Raw genomic sequence first — 19,383 nt, 5'->3', positions numbered from 1 at the left:
AAACCCCAAGGAAACGCTGGGGGTTGGCGGGTCGCGCCGCCTACAGCCGTACGGAGGCACCCGGCTCCAGCAGGTGCAGACGGTCCGTCAGACCCGCCTGCGCGAACGCCTTCGTCAGCGTGGCGCCGTCCTCGGTGAAGTGGGCCCAGTGCTCGAAGTGCAGCGGGACGACATGGCGGGCGTCAAGGATCCGGGTCGCCTCGGCGGCCGCCTCGCTGGTCAGCGTCAACGGGGCGTCCGGGACCAGCGGGGTGCGGGCGGCACCGGCGAACAGGACGGCCACGTCGAACGGGCCGAGGCGGTCGGCGATCGTACGGACCACGTCGAGGGAGGCGTTGTCGCCGCTGACGTACACGGTCGCCAGGCCCTCGCCGGACAGGACGAAGCCGGTGACCTCGCCGACGAGCGGCTCGCTGCCCTCGGGGCCGTGCAGTGCGGGCACGGCGGTCACCCGCAGCGTCCCGCCGGACGGACGCGGCAGCTCGATGTGCTCCCACGACGGCAGGGCCCGTACGGGGGCGCCGACGCGGTCGTGCGCCGACGCCGTGGACAGGGTCAGCGGGACCTCGGCCAGATGCTCGCGGCCCGCCGCGTCGAGATTGTCCGGGTGCTGGTCGTGGGAGAGGAGGACGGCGTCGACCGGGCCGAGCTCCGTCGCCGTGAGCGCGGGTCCCGCCGTCTTGACCAGGCTGCGCGAGCCGATCGGGTACGCGCCCGGGGCGTCGAAGGTGGGGTCGGTGAGCAGGCGCAGTCCGCCCAGCTCGATGACGGCGGTGGGGCCGCCCACGTAGAGGATGCCGACATTCGTCATGCCGTGCACAGTCGTCATGCCGTGCACAAGCCGGCGGGGCGGCCGGACTATTCCCCGTGGTGCGGGGAAGGGCGGGTGCGCCGCGGCCGGGCGCGCGACACTGGATCCATGTGCCGCAGTATCAAGACGCTCCGACCGCCCGCCATCCCCGAAGAGGCCACGGAGGAGGAGATCAGGGCCGCCGCGCTCCAGTTCGTGCGCAAGGTCTCCGGCTTCCGCGCCCCCGCCGCCCACAACCGCGAGGTGTTCGACCACGCGGTGGACGCGATCGCCGCGGCCACCGCGGAGCTGCTCGCCCAGCTGGAGGTACGGGGACGGCCGCGGGAGGCTACTTCCTCAGCGCAGGGCGGCGCATGAGGCAGGCCGCGCCCGCGCCCGCCGCGAACAGGGCCGCCACCGAGACGCCTGTCGCCAGCCAGCTCGCGCCCAGCCACTGGCCGCCGAAGTAGCCGAGGGCCACGCTGTATCCGGCCCAGGCGATGCCCGCGAGCGCCGACCAGGGCAGGAAGTCACGGGCGCGGCGGTGGGCGGCGCCCGCGCAGAGGGAGACCACCGAGCGGCCCGCGGGTGCGAACCGGGCGAGGATCACCAGCGCGCCGCCGCCTCGCGCGAGCGCCGCACCGAGACGTTCCTGCGCGTTCGTCAGCCGGCGCGAGCGGGCGATGGCGCGGTCGAAGCGGGCGCCGCCACGCCAGGCCAGGCGGTACGCCACCAGGTCGCCCAGGACCGAGGCCGTCGCCGCGCACAGCGCGAGCCCCACGACGTCCGGCACGCGGGCGACGGCCGAACCCGCCGCGGCCGCCGTCGCCGCCGTGATGACCAGGACTCCGCTCGGCAGCAGCGGCAGGAAGACGTCCAGCAGGACCGAGGCGGCCACCACGGGGTAGATCCATGGGCTGCCGGTCAGCGACCCCACACTCTCGAGCACCCGCAACTCCCGGTCCGACTCCCCAGAGGCAACTGCGTGCCGCGATGTCGCGGGGGAGCGGCAGGAGCGGCCTTTCGACAGCCGTACAGGGTACGCGGCCGCTGTGACAGAAGGTGCACCGGGGGCCGGTGAGGCAGACGCGTCCCCGGATCAGGCCGCCACGGGCTGCGAGGACCGCTGGTCCTCCGTGGCCGGCCGGGAGGCGAAGAGGCGGTCGACGCCGAACGCGCCGGAACCGGTGAACACCAGCAGCAGGAACGACCAGCAGAACAGCGCCGACAGCTCGCCGCCGTTCTGGATCGGCCACAGGGCCGCGGACTGGTGCACGTCGAAGTACGCGTACGCCATCGAGCCCGAGGCTATGAACGCGGCACCGCGGGTGCCGAGGCCCAGCAGTACCAGGGCGCCGGCGACGAGCTGGATCACGGCCGCGTACCAGCCGGGCCAGGTGCCGGCCGGGACCGTGCCGCCGTTGCCGCCCGTCGCGCCGCCCAGGACGCCGAACAGCGAGGCGCCGCCGTGGCAGGCGAAGAGCAGGCCGACCACGATACGGAACAGGCCGATGGCGTACGGCTGGGCGGAGTTGAGACGTGCGCTCATGTGGGGGGCTCCTTCGGTCTGGTTCCGGTCCGCGAACGGACCGGTCTTGGGGACGGAAACCGAGTGAGCCACCAGGTTAGGCTGACCTAATCTACGCTTGCAAGTTCAACATTTGGCCATGGATCCGCTTCCGTGTGCGGTTCCGTTTCGGTCGCTGCCGCACGCAGGACGGCTCGCGCCACCGCATCGGCGTCCGAGAGCGTGACCGAATCCACACCGGGCCGGGCGCCCGCCGCGGTCACCCAGTGCACCCCTTCCGTGGGGACGCCGAACGCGAACCGGCGTGGATGAGCGACGCCCTGACGGTTGATCAGACGGTAGGGGCGCGGTGTCACGTCCACGCCTCCGGTTTCGTAACCGCCCACGCGGTGCGGACGGCAACCGCCCGTCCGCAACAGGTCGGCGAGGAGTTCGTCGGCGGTGCGCCGCAGATCCGGCTCCGGCAGCCGTGCCTCGACGAGTGTGCGGGCGCTCACGGTCGAGCCCGGCACGTCGGGCGAGTGCGCGACCCACGCCCCCGGCTCGGCCCGCACCTCCAGGCGCGGGCCCACGACCTCCAGGACGCCCGCCTCGATCAGGGCGGTCATCTCCTCTATGCGCCGCCTCGGCGGACCGATGGACAGGAAGGCGTTGAGCGGCGTGTACCAGCGGTCCAGATGGTCCCGGCGGGAGACACCGGACAGGCCGCCGTGGTCCACGATCAGACGCAACTCGTTGCGCAGGTCGCGCAGTACGTCCAGGGCCGCCTTGAGCGGACCCGCGACATTGCCGAGCGCCGCCTGCGCGGCGTCCTCGCGGAGCTGGTCGAGGAGCCAACTGCGCCATTCCGAGGGGGAGCTGAACGTGTGTCCCGCATACGGGCGGGAGACCCGGTCCCAGCACCAGCGGTCGGCCGGAGGTATGCCGAACGCGTCGAGGACGGCGCTCTCCTCCGGGCCACGGTGGGCGGTGGCGAGGAACCGGTCCCGGAACCCGGGCCGTTCGCCGTCCCGGCGGGCCAGCAGGGCCTCGTAGTAGACCGTCTCCACCTCCTTCGCCACCAACGGCCATATCTCGGCCAGGAAGTCCGGGGCCTCCCCGGAGTCCGCGCGCTTGCGGAAGCGGGCTATCACCTCGTCCGTCAGCAGCAGCGGTGCATGGCGGCCGTAGGGGCCCTTCGCGTTGTCGCCTCGCGCCTGGTACGGGACGCCTCGGCGGGACGAGGCGTACAGCCGTGGCTCCCGGCCCGAGGGGAGGTAGCGCAGCCCGGCGTCGGTGCGGGTGAAGCGGCCGCCGCGGCCCGTGGTCAGCAGGGCCATGTGGTCGAAGAAGTTGAGGCCCAGGCCGCGCAGCAGGACCGGTTCACCGGGCGCGAGCGCGGACAGGTCGACGTCCGCCGGGTTGGCGGGCGGGACGTGGCGCAGACCGTGGCGGGCGGCCTGCTCGGAGAGCCGCCGCTGGGCGGCGTCGGCGACCGCGGGGAGGTGGCCCTGGGCGAGGACCACCGCGGACAGGCCGGTCAAGGTGCGTCCGGTGGAGAGAGTGAGCGTCTGGCGGCCGTCGGGCGTGTCGTCCAGGCGTGTCGCACGGGCGGTGTGCACCACGACCCGCAGGGAGTCCGGGGCGCCCTCCACCACACGGCCGAACAGCCACTCCAGGTAACGGCCGTACTGGGCACGGGTGGGGTAGTCGTCGGGGCCGAGCGTTCCGGCACCGGGCTCCCCGTCCGCACCGGCCCCGGTGTCACGCGCCCACTCGTACAGGCTGGGCCCCGGCCGGATCGGGCCCGCACACTCCACGCTCTCGTCGGTGAACAGCGTCACCTGGCAGGCCACCGTGTTCATCAGCAGCTCCGGGGACTGCGCGGTGCGCCAGACACGGCCCGGGCCCGGTGGTGCGGGGTCGACGACGTGCACGGTCAGCCGCCCGCCGGGCGGGAGGAGTTCCGGCGCCGAGGCGCAGAGGCGTTCCAGAACGCTCGTGCCGCGCGGCCCCGCGCCGACGAGGGCGACGGAGACCGGCACGGATTCCACGGTCGCGGCAGACAATGGTGTGACTCCCGGGCGTATCGGGGCGCAGGGCGGCAGGCGGACCGTCCGGTGCAAGCGGACGGTCCGCCTCATCATGCCGTCGCGGGCCACGGAAGCCAACGCGCGTCCCAGACGCCCCGGATGTCCCTCATGGGTCGGTCAGGGCTGACTCCTCCACGGTCGCGAGCCGCGCCTTTCCGGTCCCGTCCGGGCGCGCCCGGACGACCCGCAGCGACGCGGAACGGCCGTGCAGGGTCAGCGTCATGAGCTGGTTGCCGAACCAGGGACCGCCCCTGCGGCGCCACTTGAGGGCGGTGCGCACACCCCCTCCATGCCGGGCCAGAGCACGGCCCAGCGCGCGCCCGAGGCCGCTCCAGCCGAAGCGGAAGCCGAGCCTCATGGACAGCGGGACGGAGTTGTGGACCGGGGAGCAGACCAGCTGGAGGACACGGGCGTCGGGTTTCGCGCCGCCCGGCCAGTCGGGCTCGGCGACGTACGCGTGATGCACATCACCGGACAGCACGCACACGCTCGCCGGCGCCCCCGGCCCCGTACCCGCCTCGGCGATCAGGTCGGCCAGCGCCTCGAACGACTCCGGGAAGGCCGCCCAGTGCTCCAGGTCGGCCCCTCGGCGCAGCCGTTCGCCGAAGCGGGCCCAGCGGGCGCCGCGCTCGCCGCGGCACAGGGAGGCGTTCCACGCCTCGGCGTCGTGCACCAGGCGGGGGAGCAGCCACGGCAGGGAGGCGCCGATCAGCAGGTGGTCGCAGGCGTCCCGCGCGCCGAGCGCCTGCTCGCGCAGCCACTGCGCCTGACCCGCGTCCAGCATGGCCCGTCCGGCCTCGTCGAGGACCCGCGCCGCCCGGGTGTCCAGCATCACCACGCGTACGCGGCCGAAGTCCCGGCGGTAGCTCCAGCGGACCGAGGACGGGTGGGCGTCGGCCTGGGCGGCGTACGCGCGCAGCACGTCCGTGCCGTCCGGAGTTTCGCGCACGGCCGCGTAGAGCGGGTCCTCGGCCAGCTCCGCCGGGGACAGATTGCCCAGGTGCTGGTGGACCCAGTACGACATCAGGCCACCCAGCAGCCGCTCGCGCCACCACGCCGTCGCACGCATGTCGGCGACCCAGGAGGCGCTGGTGTTCCAGTCGTCGATGATGTCGTGGTCGTCGAAGATCATGCAGCTGGGCACGGTCGACAGCAGCCAGCGCACCTCGGGGTCCCGCCAGGACTCGTGGTAGAGCCAGGTGAACTCCTCGTAGTCCGCGACCTGTCCGCCGGGCGGATCGGACAGACCGCGCCGGGCGGCGATCCGCCGCCGGATCGCCCCGGACGTCTCGTCCGCGTACACCTGGTCGCCCAGCAGGAGCAGCACATCGGGTCGCTCGGTGTCCGGGGCGACGGCGAGGCGGGACGCCAGCGTGTCCAGCGCATCGGGGCCCACCGGGTCCTTCCCGCCGCCGGGAGGGGCGGCCCAGCGGCAGGAGCCGAACGTGACGCGGAGCGTCCCGGCGCCGGACGTGCGGATGACGGAGGGCGGGAAGGGGGAGTCGGGCGGCGGCCACACGGGAGTGCCGTCGAGCAGCACCTCGTACGCCTCCGTCGTGTCCGGCGCGAGGCCGGTCACCGGGACGATCGCGTAGTGATGGCCGGCGATCTGGAAGGTGCGGGCCGTGCCGTGGGCCCCCGAGGGGCAGCGCACCTCGGCGGTGCACGGACGGCTCGTCTCGACCCAGACGGTCGCGGACGAGCCGTCCGCATATCTCAGCAGCGGTCCCAGGCGCAGCCCTGCCATGGCCATCCCCTCCTCCGTCGCCCCGTACGGTACGGAACGACGGAGGTCAGCGGGGAGGTTCCGGGGCGGGGCGGCTCAGCAGTTCGCGAGGTAGCCCTGGAGCGCGCTCTTCTCGGCCGTGTCGACGGAGAGGTTGTAGTAGTACTTCACCTGCACCAAGGCGCGGACGTAGGTGCAGACGTACGCCGACCGAGGCGGGACCCAGGTGGCCGGGTCCTGGTCGCCCTTGGCCTGGTTCACGTTGTCCGTGACGGCGATGAGCTGCGGGCGGGTCAGGTCGTTGGCGAAGGCCTGGCGCTGGGCCGTCGTCCACTTGCTCGCGCCCGAGTCCCAGGCCTCGGCCAGCGGGACGAGGTGGTCGATGTCCAGGTCCGAGGCGGCGGTCCAGGTGGCGCCGTCGTAGGGGGAGTACCAGCTGCCGCTGGTGGCCGCGCAGGAGGAGTCGGTGACGACGTTCGTGCCGTCGCGCTTGAGGACCGTCTCGCGGGTGTTGCAGGTGCCGCTGATCGTGATCCAGTGCGGGAAGAGGTCGCGGCTGTAGCCGGTGCGGTTCTCGGTGGCCACCGTCAGGGAGGCGAGGTAGGAGCGGGCGGTGGCGGCGCTGACCGGGGTGGGGAGTGCGGCGGAGGCGGCCGGACCGTTGAAGAGTCCGACCGAGGCTATGAGCCCGGTAAGAGCCGCGACTATGCTGAGGCGTCGACGCGCGTAGACCTTGGGCATGCGAACTCCCTTGTGGGGTGGGGGCGTTGAGGTGCGAGCGGGGGAATGCTCGCGGGGGGTTGTTGCCGGAAGGTGTGCGTTCGGTAAGAAGCTAGTGACGCGCTCATGACACAACAAGAGGTGTGACGGGATGTGACGGGACTTTCGGTCCCGTGGGGCCCGCCCGGCGGTCGCGTACCATGGGGGACGCGTGAAGGGGAGTAGCTCTTCGCCGGACCGTCGACATACTGCTCAGCCCGCCTGAGCCGGCGCCCGGAGGCGGATCCGTTCAGCGGATCGGCCGGCGAGACCTTCGGCAAGCAGTGCACACCCGTGCCGTACGGCACGGGTGGTCCGTGTGCTGCCGTGTCGAGGTGTCGCAGCAGTCACAGCACTCTCGGTGGGGCGGCCCCGACCGATTGAGGGATCTTGATCAGCATCACCGTTCTGGCGCTCGTCTTCGGCGTCATCTTCCTGGCCGAGCTGCCGGACAAGACGGCGCTCGCCGGACTCGTCCTCGGCACGCGCTACCGCGCCTCGTACGTCTTCGCCGGTGTCGCCGCCGCCTTCGCGCTGCACGTCGTGCTCGCCGTCGCGGCGGGCAGTGCGCTCACCCTGCTGCCGCAGCGGATCGTGCACGGGCTCACCGGTGTGCTCTTCCTCGGTGGCGCCGCCGTGCTGCTGCTGAAGAAGGGGGACGACGACGAGGAGATCCGCCGGCCCGAGAACCAGAGCTTCTGGAAGGTCTCGACGGCGGGCTTCATGCTCATCCTGGTCGCCGAGTTCGGTGATCTGACCCAGATCATGACGGCGAACCTGGCGGCCCGCTACAACGACCCCCTGTCCGTGGGGCTCGGCGCGGTCCTCGGCCTGTGGGCGGTCGCGGTCCTCGGCATCGTCGGTGGCAAGGCGCTGATGAGGAGGGTGCCGCTGCGGCTGATCACGAAGATCGCGGCGACGGTGATGCTGGTCCTGGGCGCCTGGAGCCTGTACGAGGCCGTGGCCGCGTGACGCGGCCGTGGCGGGGTGCGGGCCGGGTGGCCGTGGCGGGGCGGCGAACAGCTGGTTGCCGGGCCGTGAAGGCTTCACCCAGGCGCTGGCGGGACGCCGCATTGTTTTGTACCGTGAAGAAACAAAGTGGCTCCCGTCCGCTCTCCCTGACCGGCGGGCGGGGCCGCCTTGTCCCTGCGAGGGCCCATCCGTGCGCCCTCTCCGCCGTGCCTTGGAGCTGCCGATGACGGCCACCACCGTGCTCACCGCCCGCGCCCTTCTGCTGGACATGGACGGCACCCTCGTCAACTCCGACGCCGTCGTCGAGCGGATCTGGCGGCGCTGGGCCGACCGGCACGGGCTCGACGGCGACGAGGTCATGAGGGTGGTGCACGGCCGCCAGGGGCACGCCTCCATGGCGCTGCTGCTCCCTGACCGGCCCATCGAACAGAACCTGGCCGACAACGCGCGCATGCTCGCCGCGGAGACCGCCGACATGGATGGTGTGGTCGAGGTGCCCGGCGCCGGCGCGTTCCTCGCGTCCCTCGCCGGACTTCCGCACGCCCTCGTGACCTCGGCGGACGTGGCGTTGTCCACCGCGCGCATGGCGGCCGCGGGCCTGCCGCTGCCCGCCGTGCGCATCACCGCCGAGTCCGTCGGCGCCAGCAAGCCGGACCCCGAGGGCTTCCTCAAGGGCGCCGCCGAACTGGGCGTCGCCCCCGAGGACTGCGTCGTCTTCGAGGACTCCGGCGCGGGCATCGCCGCGGGACGCGCCGCCGGGATGCGGGTGGTCGGCGTCGGCCCCCGGGCCGGTCTGCACGGCCCGGACGCGCTGGTCCAGGACCTCACGCGGGTACGCGTGGAGGCGACGGCGGACGGTTCGATCCGGCTGCGCCTCGGCTGACCGGGCCGGGGCCGCGGTCGGCGGCCGGTACGTCGGGGCGGGGCTGGTTCGTGGTGGGGCGGGCCCGGTTCGTCGCTGTTACGGCTTGCTCGTTTCCGACTCCAGCTTCGTTCTCGTCGCCGCCCCGTACACCCCCAGCTCGTCCTGCGTGACGCCGCGGGCGAACTGGTAGTTGCGGACGGCGTTCTCGACCTGGGTGCTGTAGTCGCCGTCCGCGGGGCCGATGTAGAGGTTCAACTGACGCAGCCGCAACTGGAGTTCGGTGACCTGGGGCCCCTTGTCGCCGGGGCGCAGGACCTGGGCCCGGCTGCGGCTTCGGCCCTTGTCCGGGGTGGGTGACGCCGAACCGGTGGCCTCTGCGGTCATCGGCGCCCGGCTCGGGCTTGCCGAGGCGGAGGGCGTCGGCGACGCGCTCGACGGCGACGCCGAGGGTGACGCGCCGGCGCTCGGCGTTCGCCTCGCACTCGCCGTGGGTGCCGCCACGGACACCGTCGCCGCGGGCGCCGAGGAGCTGTCCGACGGCGACCGCTCCGGCACGCTCGCCCGGATGCCCTCGGGCAGGGAGCCGTCCCGTTGCGGTGGGTCGTACGAGAGGAGCCCACTGGCGAACCCCGCGGCCGTCAGGACCACGGCCACGGCGCCGCCGGCGGCCGTCAGCACGGTGCGCCGTCGGCGCCGGGGCGGCTCGTCGTCAGGAGGCACGAACCGGACCGGTCCGGTGACCGCGTCGACCACGGCACCGAGCCGCATGGTCTCGTCCCCGACGGCGGCGGGCCGTACAGTCTCGTCGGGAACGGCCGTCGGGCGGGCTGTTTCCTGCGGGACGGTGGCGGATCGTGCGGTCTCGTCGGGGCCGGCCGTCGGGCGGGCTGTTTCCTGTGGGGCGGTCGCGGGCCGTGCGGTCTCGTAGGGAATGGCCGTCGTACGCCGCGCGGTCGTCTCCGGGGCCGCCGCGGATCGTGCGGTCTCGTCGGGAACGGCCGTCGGCCGCGTGGTCTCCTGTGGGGCGGTCGCGGGCCGTGCGGTCTTGTCGGGGGCGGTCGTCGGGCGGGCTGTTTCCTGCGGGACGGTGGCGGATCGTGCGGTCTCGTGGGGAATGGCCGTCGTACGCCGCGCGGTCGTCTCCGGGGCCGCCGCGGATCGTGCGGTCTCGTCGGGAATGGCCGTCGGGCGCGTGGTCTCCTGTGGGGCGGTCGCGGATCGTGCGGTCTCGTCGGGAATGGCCGTCCTCGGCCGCGCGGTCGTCTCCGGGGCCGCCGTGGATCGTGCGGTCTCGTCGGGAATGGCCGTCGGCCGAGTGGTCTCCTGTGGGGCGGTCGCGGATCGTACGGTGTCGTCCGGAACGGTCGTCGGCCGCGCGGTCTCCTCCGGTAGCGCCGTGAGCCGTATCGTCTCGTCCGGCTCCGTGCCCCCTGATGCCGTCGCCCCTGGAGCCTGCGCCTGAGTCATGGGATCCGGCGTAATGGCCGTCAGTTCCACATACGGCCGTATGCGCAGCGGATCGAAGTCCTCCGCCGCTGCCGCCTCCGCCGTACGCGCGTCCCGGAGCGCCTCGGACGCCCGGCGGGTGCACCCGCACGACGGCGTGCCGTCCGGCCGCCGCGGTGTCTCGCATTCCGGGCAGGCCTGTCCGTTCGATCCGCTCATGCGTGGCTCCCCTCCCCGCCGAATTCCAGAGATTATGCAGATCTCCCTCACAGAATCCGCCAGGAGCCCCCGGAATCCCCGCTTCCTATCAGAACTCAACAGGCCATAACGGGACACACCGACCACGATGAGAGTGCAGGCAACGACAACCCCGGGACCGTGCGGACCGTGCCGCGCGGTCCCGGGCCACGGAGGTCGTACGACCGTCCACAGGAGGCCTTCATGACCGGCGACGCACACGGCAGGGCGGGAGAGGCAGCGCAGGCGGCCGGGGCGCAGACCACCGGCAGCGGCACCGGCGCCCCGCTCCTCGGGTGGCGCCCGCCCGCCGCGGAGGGCGTGCACGGCAGCGTCCTCGTCTCCATCGGCGCGCTGCTGCTGGGCCTGCTGCTCGCCGCCCTCGACCAGACGATCGTCTCGACGGCGCTGCCCACCATCGTCAGCGACCTCGGCGGTCTGGAACATCTGTCGTGGGTGGTCACCGCCTATCTGCTCGCCTCGACCGCCGCGACCCCCCTGTGGGGCAAGCTCGGCGACCAGTACGGCCGCAAGAAGCTGTTCCAGGCCGCCATCGTGATCTTCCTGGTGGGCTCCGCGCTGTGCGGCATGGCGCAGAACATGCCGCAGCTCATCGTCTTCCGCGCCCTCCAGGGCCTCGGCGGCGGCGGGCTCATCGTGCTGTCGATGGCGATCGTCGGCGACATCGTCTCGCCCCGGGAGCGCGGTCGATACCAGGGGCTCTTCGGTGCCGTGTTCGGGGCGACCAGCGTGCTCGGACCGCTGCTCGGCGGGCTGTTCACCCAGCACCTCAGCTGGCGCTGGGTCTTCTACGTCAACCTGCCCGTCGGCGCCGTCGCCCTCGTCGTGATCGCGACGGTCCTGCGCATACCGAAGAAGGCCGAACGGCACGTCATCGACTACCTCGGCACCCTCCTCATCGCCTCCGTCGCCACCTGTCTGGTCCTGATCGCCTCGCTCGGCGGTACGACCTGGAGCTGGGGATCGCCCCAGATCGCCGCTCTCGCGGTGCTCGCCGCCGTGCTGCTCGTGGCCTTCGTACGCGTCGAACGCCGGGCGGCCGAACCCGTCCTGCCGCTGAAGCTCTTCCGCGTCCGCACGTTCACGCTCTCGGCGGTCATCAGCTTCATCATCGGCTTCGCGATGTTCGGCGCGATGACGTATCTTCCGACGTTCCTGCAGATCGTCCAGGGCATCACCCCGACCATGTCCGGCGTGCACATGCTGCCGATGGTGGCCGGCATGCTGCTGTCGTCCACCGCCTCCGGCCAGATCGTCAGCCGCACCGGCCGCTGGAAGGTGTTCCCGATCGCGGGCACCGCCGTCACGACGATCGGTCTGCTCCTGCTCCACCGGCTGGACGAGCACAGCAGCACGGCCCGGATGAGCGGGTACTTCTTCGTCTTCGGGCTGGGCCTCGGCCTGGTCATGCAGGTCCTGGTGCTGATCGTGCAGAACGCCGTCCCCTACGGTGACCTCGGCGTCGCGACCTCCGGCGCCACCTTCTTCCGCTCCATCGGCGCCTCGTTCGGGGTGGCCGTCTTCGGCACGATCTTCGCGAGCCGCCTCGGCGCCAAGCTCACGACGGCGCTCGCCGGGCTTCCGCTCCCGCCGGGCGTCACCCCGGACGCCCTGAAGGCCGACCCGCGGGGTATCGCGGCCCTCCCGGCCGCCGTTCGGCCCGCCGTCCTGCACGCGTTCGCCTCCTCGATCACCGACGTCTTCCTGTACGCGGCCCCGGTCGCCCTCCTCGGCTTCGTACTGGCCTGGTTCCTGCGCGAGGACAGGCTGCGCGGCTCGGTGAGGGCACCGGACGTGAGCGAGACGCTGGCGAGCAATCCGGTGGAGCGTTCGTCGTACGACGAGGTCTGCCGGGCGCTGTCGGTGCTCGGCTCCCGGGAGGGGCGGCGCGAGATCTACGACAAGATCACCAAGCGGGCCGGATACGACCTGCTGCCCGCGGCCGGCTGGCTGCTGCTGCGGATCAGGAAGTACGGCTGGGTCGAGCCGGCGTTGCTCGCCGACCGCAGCACGGTCCCGCTGAACGTCGTGCTCGCCGCCGCGCGGCAGTTGGAGGAGCGGCGTCTGGCGGTGCGGGAGGGGCTCGAACTCATCCTCACCGAGCAGGGCCGCGAGGTCGCCGAACGCCTCGCCAAGGCCCGTGAGGAGTCGCTGGCCGAACTGCTCGGCGACTGGTGGGGCCCGGACCGCCCGACCGACCTGGCCGAGCTGGTCCGGGAGCTGAACACGGAACTGTGCGGCTCGGACGCGGAGCTCCCGCAGGACGGGCGGTCCGGCCAGGGCCAGGGCTAGGCCAGCCGCTTGCTGAACCAGTGCTCCGCGTACGCCTGGTCGTTGTGCGGTTCGGTCTCCAGGTACCCGAGGCGGGTGTACAGGGCGCGGGCCTCCACCAGGTCGTGGCGGGTGTCGAGGACGATCCGCCGGGCGCCGAGCGCGCGGGCCGCGTCCTCGGCGGCTGCCACCAGGAGCGAAGCGCCGCCCCGACCGCGCAGCTCCTTGCGCAGGAAGACCCGCTTCAGCTCCGCCGTCGCGGGGTCCGTGAGGTGCACGCCCGCGGTCCCCGCGGGCTCGCCCCCGTAGCGGGCCACCAGCAGTACGCCGCCGGGCGGTGCCAGACAGGCGCCGGTGTCGGCGGCGATCTCGCGCTCCAGTTCGTCCGGGTCCGTGGAGCGCCCCTCGTGGAGCTCGTACCAGCGGTCGCTGACCTCCGTGTAGTACGCGCGCCACAACGCGGCGGCGACGGACGAGTCGTAGGGCTCCGGGCCGACGGTCCACATCATGGAGGACATTCTCGGGAGGCGGCGGGCAGGGCACGCAACCGGATTGCAGTGACGTCCGGCGAGTCCCCGGTCGGCCCCGGCCCGTTTGGCGGCGGTCTTCCGGGCAACCCGGGCGGGAGACGGCCCGCCGGGCCGAGAGACCGGAAGGCATCCATGTCCACAGGCGTGATCATCGCTCTGATCGTGATCGTGATCGTGGCGGCCGTCGTCGCAGGCGCGGCCGCCCTGAACCCGCGCGCCCGCGGCGCGCTCCGCGGCGGAGGCCTCAGGCGCCGCTTCGGGCCCGAGTACGAGCGGACGGTGGCCCGGCACGACGGCGACACCAAGGCCGCCGAACGTGAGCTCACCGAACGGCTGAAGAGGTACGGCTCGCTGCGCGAGCAGCCGCTGGAGGCGTCCGAGCGTGAACGGTTCGCGGCCCGCTGGACGGCCGCGCAGGAACGCTTCGTCGACTCGCCGAGGGAGGCCGTCGCCGACGCCGACCGGCTGCTGGCCGAGGTCGCGGGCGCGCGGGGCTTCCCCGACGGCGGCCGCTACGAGGAGCAGCTCGACGCGCTGTCCGTGCACCACGCCCGCCACGTCCACGGCTACCGTCGGCTGCACCGTGCCGTGCACGCTCCGGCCGACGGCGTCGCCGGGAGCGGCACGGGGAACACGGGCACGGAGGAACTGCGCGCGGCCATGCTGGAGGCCCGTGCCCTCTTCGAGGGCCTTCTGGCACCCCCGCGCCGGAAGGCGGCCGAACCCCCGGCGAAGGAGTCCCGGCCCGCCCCCGCGCGCACCGAGGGGCGGTCCCGTCTTCCGTGGGCCGTCCACAGGCAGCATGCGGAGGGGAGTTGAGGGTGATGAGTGACGTGACACCGGGCGCAGGCGCCGGTCGCCCCGAGCCGGGGCTCGACGAGGTCGAGAGCCGGGAGGAGGAGGCCGCGCTGCGCGCCGGCGAGACCGAGCGCCGGGAGGCGGCGGCAGGACAGCGGCCTGAAGCGGGCGAGCGCCGGGAGGCCGCCCAGGAGCGACCGGGCGAGGGCGGCCTCCGGGAGGCCGGAGCGCCCCGGACCGGCGCCGGTGAGCGCGCGGAGGCAGCCGAGGCGCCGCCCGGCGGTGCCCCGCACGAGACCCGGCTGCTGCAGCGGGACGAGTCCGACAAGTTCGCGCTGCGGTTGCAGCACGCCGTCGGCAGCTTCGTCGACAGCCCGCGGGAGTCCGTGCAGGAGGCCGACCGCGTGGTCGAGGAGGTCGCCGCACGGCTCGCGGCGGCCGTGGCCGCGCGGCGGCGGACCCTGAAGGCATCCTGGCAGGACACCGGCGACAGCGGCGACACCGAACAGCTGCGGCTCGCCCTGCGCGACTACCGTGCGACGGCCGAGCGGCTGCTGAACCTGTGAGCGTCCGGCCCTAGGGCGGGGCCGCGTCCCGGCCATGTCCCCCGGTGCGTTGCCCCGCCCCGGTGCGTTGCCCCGCCCCGGTGCGTTGCCCCGCCCCGGTGCGTTGCCCCGACCCGGTGCGCTGCCCCACGCGGTGTGCTGCTCAGCCCGCCGTGCCGTGATGCTCGCCCCGGCGCCCGGCCCGGCGCTCGCGCCACTCCCGGACGATCTCCTCGATGTCATACGGCTTCAGCCCCAGGGGCGGTCCCGGTGGCGGTCTGCACATCATGCCGCGGATCTTGCCGTTGAGGTCCTCGACCAGCCGTCGTACCACCCGCTCGGACGGCGCCACCACGGCCGCGGCCAGGGTGTCCTCCGCCTCCTTGCGCAGGGCCAGCGTCGGGGGCAGGACCGAGAACCCCTCGCGGGCCATCTTGCGCTTGATCCACCACAGTTCGTCGTACGTCGTCTCGGTGACCGCCGGCGCCGGCCGGCCCGCGCCGGGGAGGTTGGCGAACTCACCGCGCTCCTGGGCGTCGCGGATCTGTTTGTCGACATAGGACTCGAAGCTGACGCCGGGTGGCTTGCGCTCGGTCATGGGTTCATTGTGCCGGACGCCCCCCAACGGGGCGATCGGGCGAATTATCATTCCGGCGCGGTACGCCAACCGGGCTCGGCCGCGGAACCCTCGACCCACCGCACCCAGGAGGAGCGCACGTGCTCGAACTCACCATGGCCTCGGTCTCCGAGGCGGACGCCGGGGCGACGGCCGGCATGCTGATGGCCGACGCGCCCAGCGACCCGGGCTCCGTGCTGCGGGTGGGGCGGGACGCGGCCGTGTGCCGGCTGACGACTCCCGACGACTGGCTGTTCGTCTCGCGTGTCCATCTGGAGTTCCTGTGCGGCCCCGACGGCGGCTGGCAGGTCACGTGGCTGCGCGGCTCGCACGCCGAGCCCTCCTCCGAGGTGCTGCTCACCCTGGCCGGGCACCCGGTCCAGCCGCTGCCCTACGGCGGTACGGCCAGGCTCCCGCACGGCAGTTCGGGGGAGTTGGTCATCCAGGACCGCACCACCCCGCGCAGCGTCAACGTGGGCTTCTACCACGAGGCCTGAGCGGCTCCCGGGGTCAGCCCACCACCCGCGCCAGCGCCAGTCCGTCGTACCCCTTGCTGCCCACCGTCTGCACCGCCGTCCCGGTCAACCGGGGGTGCGCGGCGATCAGTTCCAGCGCGGCCCGGGTGCCCCGTACGCTCGGGTCCTCGCTGCCCGCGTCGGTGACCCGGCCGCCGCGCACCACGTTGTCGAGGACGATCAGGCTGCCCGGACGGGTCAGTTGGGCGGCCCACTCGACGTAGTGCGGGTTGTTGACCTTGTCGGCGTCGATGAAGACCAGGTCGAAAGGTTCCTGCCCCTCCTCGGCCAGCTTCGGCAGCGACTCCAGTGCGGGCCCTACGCGCACCTCGGTGATCCGGCTCAGACCCGCCCGGTCCAGGTTGCGGCGGGCGACCTCCGCGTGCGCGGCCTCGTACTCCAGGGTGATCAGCCGGCCGTTCGCGGGCAGCGCGCGGCCCAGCCAGATCGTGCTGTAGCCGCCGAGCGTGCCGATCTCCAGGATGCGGCGCGCGCCCTGGACCAGGGCGAGGAGCTGGAGCAGCTTGCCCTGGTTGGGCGCGACGTTGATCGGCGGCAGTCCGGCCGCTTCGCTGTCGCGCAGGGCCGCGGTGAGCACCTCGTCGGCGGGGGCGAGAAGGGTGGTGAAGTACGCATCGACGTCGTCCCAGAGCTGTTGCGCTGTGCTCATGCCCCATACCTTTCATATGTCTAGTTAGATCAGCTAACTAGGTCCCCTAACGAATATAGCCGGGGCCGGATGCCGTGTCAGTGGATCTCGCCCCGGGCGAACGGGGCGTCAGCCGATCGGGGGAGGGGTGTGCACCGGCGGCGGAGGCACCACGCGCCGCCGACGGCCTCGTACGACGGCCACCAGGACCGCGGCGGCCGCCGCCGACGTCCCCAGCACCGTCAGCTGCCACACCGGCACGCCGCCCGCCGTGAGCAAGGCGTCGGTGTAGACGATCCGGCGGTAGGTGGTGTCCGTCGCCGTCCGCTCCAGCTCATGGTCCCCGGAGATCCGTGACGGCTGCGGGAACTCCTGGTCGAACGCGGTGAGGAAGTCCGTGCCACCCGCGGTGAGGCGGGCCAGCGCTCCGGACGCGGCGCTGATCCGGCCCGCGTACAGGACCTGCGGCCGGTCGCCGCCGATCGCCGAGCGCGGTCGCACACGGTGCGCGGCCAGGACGAACAGGCCGAGCGACTGCGGTGTGCTCGCCAGGTGGGAGAGCCGCATCGGGTAGACGAGCCGGTCGCTGGCGAAGGTGAGGTGCAGCGGGTCGAGGGTGCCGGCGAGCGTGGCACTGCCGCCACGGTCCGGCGCGAGCCGGACCGCCACGTACTCCCAGCCCTGGTCGACGTACGGACGGAGGGCCTGGCTCAGGCGCGGCGGGAGGCGGAAGCCGTTGTCCCGGAGCCAGCTCCCGAGCGCGTTCGGGTCGGTGGCCGTCAGCCGGGCCACGTCGAACGGCCCGAGCCGCTCGCGGCCCACGACGCCCACCGGGGGAGCGGCCGCGCCCGCCCGCGGCGGGGCCGCCGCCGTGTCGTCCGTGCCCGTGAACGGCCAGTCGCCCCGACGCGGCCAGAAGTGGTGGCGCGTGCTGTACTCCGGGGCCGTCGCCGTGTCGAGCTGGTCGAAGAGCGCCCGGTCGCCGAGCCGTACGGTCGCCCGGTGCGGGACCGGCATGATCCAGGCCGCCCTTCGCGCGTCCCCGGCGACCGTCAGGCTCATCACGATCTGTTCCCGGCGGCCGTCCCAGCGGACCGCGGACACCTCGCGGTGCACGCTCATGTGCCGCTGCCCGTCCGGCACCATCGCGCCGCAGCCGCAGGCGTACGCCGGTGCCACCAGCGAGCCCAGCTGCACCGCGAGCAGCGCCACGACGACGGCGAGCACCCGCCCTCGTACGTGCCCGAACAGATCTGTCCGCATCCCCCGTGACCCTTCCCTCGTGCCGTCGGACCAAGGTCACAGACGGCACGACGGAGGGCGCGGTTCCAGGCGGACGCCTGTCTTCCGCGCCCTCCGGGCGTCAGCAGGGTGGGGGTGTCAGCGTTCCGCGCTCTCGAGCGACGGTGCCGAACCCGGCAGCGGACGGCCCGCCGACTCCGCCATGAACCACACCGCGGCACCGCCGATCACGGCCGCCGCCATCATGTAGTACGCGGGCATCATCATGTTCCCGGTCGCGCCGATCAGCGCCGTGACCACCAGCGGGGTCGTGCCGCCGAACAGCGACACGGAGACGTTGAAGCCGATCGAGAGCGAGCCGTAGCGGACCCGGGTCGGGAAGAGGGCCGGGAGCGCCGCCGGCATCGCCGCCGTGAAGCAGACCAGGAGCAGACCCAGCGCGCCCATGCCGAGCCCCACCGCGAGCAGGCTGCCCTGCCGGATCAGCAGCAGGGCCGGGATGGACAGGAACAGGAAGCCCGCACAGCCCGCAGCGATCACCGGGCGGCGGCCGATCCGGTCGGTCAGCGCGCCAGCGAACGGCTGCACGGTCATCATCAACGCCATCACGCCGAGCACCACGAGCAGTCCGTGGGTCTCGTCGTACTTCAGCTGGCCGGTCAGATAGCTGGGCATGTACGACAGCAGCATGTAGTCGGTGACGTTGAAGACGAGCACCAGGCCCATGCACAGCAGCAGCGCCTTCCACTGGCCGCTGATCATCTCGCGCAGCGGCACCTTGGGCCGGTCGGCCTCGGCCTTCGCGACCTCCGCGGCGAACGCGGGGGTCTCCTCCAGGCGCAGCCGCAGGTAGAGGCCGATGATGCCCATCGGTCCCGCGATCAGGAAGGGGATCCGCCAGCCCCATGAGACCAGGTCCGCCGAGGACAGCAGCGCGGTCATCACGGTGACCAGCCCCGCGCCGCCGATGTATCCGGCGAGCGTGCCGAACTCCAGCCAGCTGCCGAAGAAGCCGCGCCTGCGGTCCGGGGCGTACTCGGCGATGAACGTGGACGCGCCGGCGTACTCGCCCCCGGTGGAGAAGCCCTGCACCAGACGGGCCGCGAGCAGCAGCACGGGCGCGCCGACACCGATCGTCGTGTACGACGGGATCAGGCCGATCGCGAACGTGCCCACCGCCATCATGATCATGGTGAGCGCGAGCACCTTCTGCCGGCCGATGCGGTCACCGAGCGGCCCGAAGACCATGCCGCCGAGCGGGCGGACCAGGAAGGCCGCGGCGAAAGCGCCGAAGGTGGACAGCAGCTGCGCGGTGGCGCTGCCGGACGGGAAGAAGACCTTGCCCAGCGTCACCGCGATGTAGCTGTAGACGCCGAAGTCGAACCACTCCATCGCGTTGCCGAGCGCGGCGGCCTTCACGGCGCGCCTGACCAGCGCCGGATCGGTGACGGTCGGCTCGGGACGGGCCGGGTACGAGGGTGCGACGGATGCTGTGGGTGGTGCGACGGTCGGCAAGGTTCCGCTCGCCTGCCTTTCGATGGGGACAGGGACAGGGGCCGCCGGTGTGGGGGGACCGGTGGGACGCCGGGGCGGCCGAAAAACGACCATAGGGGTACTTGTCGCCATTGCGTAGGGTGGTCGGTTCAATGCGCAGTGCATCTGATTGCGCCATACGCAGGGAAGACGGGTCGTTCGCGAGCGCCGACGCGCTGTCGCATGTGTGACCCATCTCGCTCACCCGGACCGGAACCAAACCCTCCATGACCTTCCGCGCACTATCGTCATGCGGACGACGGACGAC

General features: G+C 72.9%; 19 protein-coding genes. 7 read left to right on the top strand and 12 right to left on the bottom strand.

What is annotated here, in order from left to right; translation table 11 throughout:
* Positions 1–40: 40 nt before the first annotated feature.
* Positions 41–811, bottom strand: a complete 771-nt coding sequence (locus tag ASC56_RS04240) for an MBL fold metallo-hydrolase (RefSeq protein ID WP_055490158.1) — start codon at positions 809–811, stop codon at positions 41–43.
* A gap of 108 nt (positions 812–919) precedes the next feature.
* Between ASC56_RS04240 and ASC56_RS04235 the strand changes: the two genes are divergently transcribed.
* A complete protein-coding gene (locus tag ASC56_RS04235) occupies positions 920–1,168 on the top strand; it encodes a DUF2277 domain-containing protein (protein WP_055489824.1) in 249 nt (82 codons plus the stop codon).
* On the opposite strand, the gene ASC56_RS04230 is transcribed toward ASC56_RS04235, so the two are convergent.
* The 5 genes from ASC56_RS04230 to ASC56_RS04210 all read right to left on the bottom strand — a co-directional run bounded on the left by ASC56_RS04230 (position 1,140) and on the right by ASC56_RS04210 (position 6,857).
* Positions 1,140–1,739, bottom strand: a complete 600-nt coding sequence (locus ASC56_RS04230; RefSeq protein ID WP_055489823.1) for a DedA family protein — start codon at positions 1,737–1,739, stop codon at positions 1,140–1,142. The two genes, ASC56_RS04235 and ASC56_RS04230, sit on opposite strands and share 29 nt — an antisense overlap.
* Before the next feature lie 150 nt (positions 1,740–1,889).
* Entirely contained in the window at positions 1,890–2,339 is a 450-nt protein-coding gene (locus tag ASC56_RS04225; RefSeq protein ID WP_055489822.1) for a DoxX family protein, read from the bottom strand.
* A gap of 86 nt (positions 2,340–2,425) precedes the next feature.
* Positions 2,426–4,441 carry an FAD/NAD(P)-binding protein gene (locus tag ASC56_RS04220; RefSeq protein WP_079102313.1) on the bottom strand — a complete coding sequence of 672 codons (2,016 nt, stop codon included), beginning with the start codon at positions 4,439–4,441 and terminating at the stop codon, positions 2,426–2,428.
* A 55-nt stretch (positions 4,442–4,496) separates the two neighbouring features.
* Positions 4,497–6,137 (bottom strand): alkaline phosphatase D family protein, encoded by a 1,641-nt coding sequence (locus ASC56_RS04215; protein WP_055490157.1) that lies wholly within the window; start codon positions 6,135–6,137, stop codon positions 4,497–4,499.
* A gap of 75 nt (positions 6,138–6,212) precedes the next feature.
* Positions 6,213–6,857: an HNH endonuclease family protein gene (locus ASC56_RS04210; protein WP_055489820.1), complete on the bottom strand. Its 645-nt coding sequence runs from the start codon at positions 6,855–6,857 to the stop codon at positions 6,213–6,215.
* Between the two features lie 408 nt (positions 6,858–7,265).
* On the opposite strand from ASC56_RS04210, the gene ASC56_RS04205 reads away from it, so the two are divergent.
* Together ASC56_RS04205 and ASC56_RS04200 are read left to right on the top strand one after the other, a co-directional pair.
* Positions 7,266–7,847: a TMEM165/GDT1 family protein gene (locus tag ASC56_RS04205; RefSeq protein ID WP_055489819.1), complete on the top strand. Its 582-nt coding sequence runs from the start codon at positions 7,266–7,268 to the stop codon at positions 7,845–7,847.
* Between the two features lie 223 nt (positions 7,848–8,070).
* Positions 8,071–8,730 carry an HAD-IA family hydrolase gene (locus tag ASC56_RS04200; RefSeq protein ID WP_055489818.1) on the top strand — a complete coding sequence of 220 codons (660 nt, stop codon included), beginning with the start codon at positions 8,071–8,073 and terminating at the stop codon, positions 8,728–8,730.
* A gap of 78 nt (positions 8,731–8,808) precedes the next feature.
* On the opposite strand, the gene ASC56_RS04195 is transcribed toward ASC56_RS04200, so the two are convergent.
* Positions 8,809–10,377, bottom strand: a complete 1,569-nt coding sequence (locus ASC56_RS04195; RefSeq protein WP_055489817.1) for a peptidoglycan-binding protein — start codon at positions 10,375–10,377, stop codon at positions 8,809–8,811.
* 222 nt (positions 10,378–10,599) lie between these two features.
* On the opposite strand from ASC56_RS04195, the gene ASC56_RS04190 reads away from it, so the two are divergent.
* The gene (locus tag ASC56_RS04190; protein ID WP_055489816.1) at positions 10,600–12,708 is read left to right on the top strand and encodes an MFS transporter; all 2,109 of its coding nucleotides are present in this window, start codon (positions 10,600–10,602) and stop codon (positions 12,706–12,708) included.
* Here ASC56_RS04190 and ASC56_RS04185 read toward each other — a convergent pair.
* Positions 12,705–13,205 (bottom strand): GNAT family N-acetyltransferase, encoded by a 501-nt coding sequence (locus tag ASC56_RS04185; RefSeq protein WP_055489815.1) that lies wholly within the window; start codon positions 13,203–13,205, stop codon positions 12,705–12,707. The two genes, ASC56_RS04190 and ASC56_RS04185, sit on opposite strands and share 4 nt — an antisense overlap.
* Before the next feature lie 144 nt (positions 13,206–13,349).
* Here ASC56_RS04185 and ASC56_RS04180 point away from each other — a divergent pair, with 144 nt between their 5' ends.
* Together ASC56_RS04180 and ASC56_RS41645 are read left to right on the top strand one after the other, a co-directional pair.
* Positions 13,350–14,036 carry a hypothetical protein gene (locus ASC56_RS04180; RefSeq protein WP_055489814.1) on the top strand — a complete coding sequence of 229 codons (687 nt, stop codon included), beginning with the start codon at positions 13,350–13,352 and terminating at the stop codon, positions 14,034–14,036.
* A gap of 5 nt (positions 14,037–14,041) precedes the next feature.
* Complete coding sequence (locus ASC56_RS41645; protein WP_234376842.1) at positions 14,042–14,581, top strand: hypothetical protein; 540 nt, start codon at positions 14,042–14,044, stop codon at positions 14,579–14,581.
* A 142-nt stretch (positions 14,582–14,723) separates the two neighbouring features.
* Here ASC56_RS41645 and ASC56_RS04170 read toward each other — a convergent pair whose 3' ends face one another.
* Entirely contained in the window at positions 14,724–15,158 is a 435-nt protein-coding gene (locus ASC56_RS04170) for a DUF1992 domain-containing protein (protein ID WP_055489813.1), read from the bottom strand.
* A gap of 119 nt (positions 15,159–15,277) precedes the next feature.
* Between ASC56_RS04170 and ASC56_RS04165 the strand changes: the two genes are divergently transcribed.
* Positions 15,278–15,673, top strand: coding sequence for an FHA domain-containing protein (locus ASC56_RS04165; RefSeq protein ID WP_055489812.1), 396 nt, complete (start codon positions 15,278–15,280; stop codon positions 15,671–15,673).
* A 13-nt stretch (positions 15,674–15,686) separates the two neighbouring features.
* Here ASC56_RS04165 and ASC56_RS04160 read toward each other — a convergent pair whose 3' ends face one another.
* The 3 genes from ASC56_RS04160 to ASC56_RS04150 all read right to left on the bottom strand — a co-directional run bounded on the left by ASC56_RS04160 (position 15,687) and on the right by ASC56_RS04150 (position 19,190).
* Entirely contained in the window at positions 15,687–16,361 is a 675-nt protein-coding gene (locus ASC56_RS04160) for an O-methyltransferase (RefSeq protein WP_055489811.1), read from the bottom strand.
* Between the two features lie 108 nt (positions 16,362–16,469).
* Positions 16,470–17,603, bottom strand: coding sequence for a DUF2330 domain-containing protein (locus tag ASC56_RS04155; RefSeq protein WP_055489810.1), 1,134 nt, complete (start codon positions 17,601–17,603; stop codon positions 16,470–16,472).
* A gap of 117 nt (positions 17,604–17,720) precedes the next feature.
* Positions 17,721–19,190: an MFS transporter gene (locus ASC56_RS04150; RefSeq protein WP_234376841.1), complete on the bottom strand. Its 1,470-nt coding sequence runs from the start codon at positions 19,188–19,190 to the stop codon at positions 17,721–17,723.
* Between the last annotated feature and the right edge of the window lie 193 nt (positions 19,191–19,383).

The sequence above is a fragment of the Streptomyces sp. TP-A0356 genome (assembly GCF_001417775.1).
In the GTDB taxonomy this organism is placed as follows: domain Bacteria; phylum Actinomycetota; class Actinomycetes; order Streptomycetales; family Streptomycetaceae; genus Streptomyces.
Note: the sequence above shows the minus strand (reverse complement) of the source record. Positions and strands in the feature narration are given on the sequence as shown.

Bases quoted from the DNA above. Each gene is read 5' to 3' on its own strand.
- ASC56_RS04190 (WP_055489816.1), top strand. From the start codon at position 10,600: ATGACCGGCGACGCACACGGCAGGGCGGGAGAGGCAGCGCAGGCGGCC.
- ASC56_RS04180 (WP_055489814.1), top strand. From the start codon at position 13,350: ATGTCCACAGGCGTGATCATCGCTCTGATCGTGATCGTGATCGTGGCG.
- ASC56_RS41645 (WP_234376842.1), top strand. From the start codon at position 14,042: ATGAGTGACGTGACACCGGGCGCAGGCGCCGGTCGCCCCGAGCCGGGG.
- ASC56_RS04235 (WP_055489824.1), top strand. From the start codon at position 920: ATGTGCCGCAGTATCAAGACGCTCCGACCGCCCGCCATCCCCGAAGAG.
- ASC56_RS04225 (WP_055489822.1), bottom strand. From the start codon at position 2,339: ATGAGCGCACGTCTCAACTCCGCCCAGCCGTACGCCATCGGCCTGTTC.
- ASC56_RS04185 (WP_055489815.1), bottom strand. From the start codon at position 13,205: ATGTCCTCCATGATGTGGACCGTCGGCCCGGAGCCCTACGACTCGTCC.
- ASC56_RS04240 (WP_055490158.1), bottom strand. From the start codon at position 811: ATGACGAATGTCGGCATCCTCTACGTGGGCGGCCCCACCGCCGTCATC.
- ASC56_RS04200 (WP_055489818.1), top strand. From the start codon at position 8,071: ATGACGGCCACCACCGTGCTCACCGCCCGCGCCCTTCTGCTGGACATG.
- ASC56_RS04155 (WP_055489810.1), bottom strand. From the start codon at position 17,603: ATGCGGACAGATCTGTTCGGGCACGTACGAGGGCGGGTGCTCGCCGTC.
- ASC56_RS04170 (WP_055489813.1), bottom strand. From the start codon at position 15,158: ATGACCGAGCGCAAGCCACCCGGCGTCAGCTTCGAGTCCTATGTCGAC.
- ASC56_RS04160 (WP_055489811.1), bottom strand. From the start codon at position 16,361: ATGAGCACAGCGCAACAGCTCTGGGACGACGTCGATGCGTACTTCACC.
- ASC56_RS04210 (WP_055489820.1), bottom strand. From the start codon at position 6,857: ATGCCCAAGGTCTACGCGCGTCGACGCCTCAGCATAGTCGCGGCTCTT.
- ASC56_RS04215 (WP_055490157.1), bottom strand. From the start codon at position 6,137: ATGGCAGGGCTGCGCCTGGGACCGCTGCTGAGATATGCGGACGGCTCG.
- ASC56_RS04220 (WP_079102313.1), bottom strand. From the start codon at position 4,441: ATGAGGCGGACCGTCCGCTTGCACCGGACGGTCCGCCTGCCGCCCTGC.
- ASC56_RS04150 (WP_234376841.1), bottom strand. From the start codon at position 19,190: ATGGTCGTTTTTCGGCCGCCCCGGCGTCCCACCGGTCCCCCCACACCG.
- ASC56_RS04195 (WP_055489817.1), bottom strand. From the start codon at position 10,377: ATGAGCGGATCGAACGGACAGGCCTGCCCGGAATGCGAGACACCGCGG.